Here is a 2,126-nt window from a genome sequence, read left to right as displayed (position 1 = left end):
TTTTCACTTCAGAACAAAAGGGTTTAATTGTGATGGAAGGAATCCGTGGTGAACAGAGCATCGCAGAGCTCTGCCGTAAATATGGCATACCCTTGCATCCGCAGACACAAGGGAAGATAGAACGATATCACAGATCGATGAAAAATGTGATAAAACTAAATCATTATTTCTGTCCCTCTGAATTAGAAAAGGCTATCGATGGGTGAGTGAAATATTATAATGAGAGAAGATTTCATGAATCGTTGGATAATCTTACACCAAGAGACGTATATTTAGGACAAGGGGAGAAAATCAAAAAGATAAGAGAAATAATAAAGCAAAAATCAATCAACAAAAGAATTTATGATAATAAAACAATGAAATATCAGAGTAAATAACTATATTTGCAGTTGTGCACTTTTGTTTGACAACGTACAATCAATAGAGGAACGGCATCAGAAAAAGGTTTAAGAAACAGAAAACTTAAAGAAGTTGACATCTTTAACAACAGCAACTACATAAACAATTAGATATGAGGTATGTTATTATTTTACTTTTATCAGCTCTATGTGCGTGTAAAGCGTCTTCAAAGAAAGTGTATGTATCTGAGCAAAGAGGAATTTATTCAGAACAAGAAGTGAAGTCTTCTTGTGTAGGAGAACGTATTAATTGGCAATTTATATCATTAGATAATATATATAATTCAGACTCACAAGCAGCTTCCTCCTTATTAACGAGACTCTCAGTTCCTCCAAAAGTAGAGACAAACAAGGACACGCTTATTATTAATGGAAAACAAAAGATTCTTTTTAGCCAACATAAAGAGATACCCAAATCCTATTTTATGTATGATACCCGATATTACATAAAAGATTTACATAACTATTTCATTAAAGCCAATAAAGAGTTTTCATTAAATATTAAAGATTCAATACCATATTTACAAATAGAAAGATATTTGGATGAAGAGAATGGTGCTTTTGATTGGGAGGATTATACTTTATGGCAAACAATACCTTGTAATGGGAAAGATCTGTTCTTGATATATAAAAGAGAATTTGTCTTACATTATAAGAATCCCCAAAGTGGATTTTATTCCAATACGGAGGATATGCACAATAAATCCCTTAGGGCAATTACGAATAAGAGTCTCTTGGCGAAGAGTAACGAAACATTGCCATACGATAAGCGTATTGACATAAAGACAGTAAAATACAATTTGATAGAAAGTAAGTACCTGAAAGGTGTTTCTGAATTTCTTTGTGGTACAGGGAATAAACTCAGGTACCTACCGTTGCCCAATAAAGGCGATATATATTTGATTTTGGTTCCAATGGATTGTGGGGATTTTGACTATCGATTTTATTTACTATCTATCAAGAATAATACCATCATATCAAACCTCTATGTTGAAGGAATTTGGTTTGAACCAGACAGTGATGAGTCTAAGGAGATTACATCCTTTAGAATTGACAAAAACTTTTCTATTAAGGTTAAAACTACATTTATAGATTCTTCTCAGAAAGTTAAAACTTATATAATTAGGGATGATGGTAAAATTATCGAAAAATAGAATAACCAACCAATAGGAATATGTACGTTGTCAAACAAAAGTGCAGCCTTGGATACATTTGGTAAAATGATTTTCCATTTTCTCGAACAGGTCAATTATAAGAGAGTGATTGCCAAACGTCTTAAGGAAAAAGGAATAGGTAATTAGATTATAAAAGAGTGCCTGATTTAATGAATACTTTTCATAATATCGAGGAAGCATTCTCTTTTTGCATCTTTACCTTTTGTACTATCACCGACAGAACTCTTTTCTCATTTTACACATCAAACTGATTAATTATGAGCCTTTTTGCATGCATAATCTCTATTGATAACTCCTTAATGCCGCTAATAGTGCCTCATTATCAGTTTTTGTACCAATCGTTATGCGTAGACAATTATCACATTGTTCTAAATTTTTGCAATCATAGACTTTTATTCTATGTTGAATAAGATAATTATAGATATCCTCTGCCTTTTTCATCTTTGCCAGAAAGAAATTAGTTTCTGTAGGAAAAACCTTTTCACAACAAGGCAAATCTAAGAAGGCTTGCATCATTCTATTGCGTTCTTGCTTAATTAATTTTACCCGTTTG

3 protein-coding genes are annotated in these 2,126 nt (G+C 32.1%); 2 read left to right on the top strand and 1 reads right to left on the bottom strand.

Going from position 1 to position 2,126, the window contains the following annotated elements; genetic code table 11:
* A partial coding sequence (locus tag HMPREF9420_RS14385; RefSeq protein ID WP_007133807.1) for a transposase occupies positions 1 to 206 on the top strand: 206 nt, incomplete at its 5' end.
* Positions 207 to 511: 305 nt separating this feature from the next.
* Positions 512 to 1,552 carry a hypothetical protein gene (locus tag HMPREF9420_RS02365; protein ID WP_007133805.1) on the top strand — a complete coding sequence of 347 codons (1,041 nt, stop codon included), beginning with the start codon at positions 512 to 514 and terminating at the stop codon, positions 1,550 to 1,552.
* A gap of 303 nt (positions 1,553 to 1,855) precedes the next feature.
* Here the strand turns inward: HMPREF9420_RS02365 and HMPREF9420_RS14115 are convergent.
* On the bottom strand, positions 1,856 to 2,126 hold a 271-nt coding region (locus HMPREF9420_RS14115), incomplete at its 5' end, for an aminotransferase class I/II-fold pyridoxal phosphate-dependent enzyme (RefSeq protein WP_007133803.1).

Source organism: Segatella salivae DSM 15606 (assembly GCF_000185845.1).
GTDB lineage: Bacteria > Bacteroidota > Bacteroidia > Bacteroidales > Bacteroidaceae > Prevotella > Prevotella salivae.
The sequence above is the reverse complement of the archived record's forward strand: the minus strand, read 5'-3'. Positions and strand labels throughout refer to the sequence as shown.

Bases quoted from the DNA above. Each gene is read 5' to 3' on its own strand.
- HMPREF9420_RS02365 (WP_007133805.1), top strand. From the start codon at position 512: ATGAGGTATGTTATTATTTTACTTTTATCAGCTCTATGTGCGTGTAAA.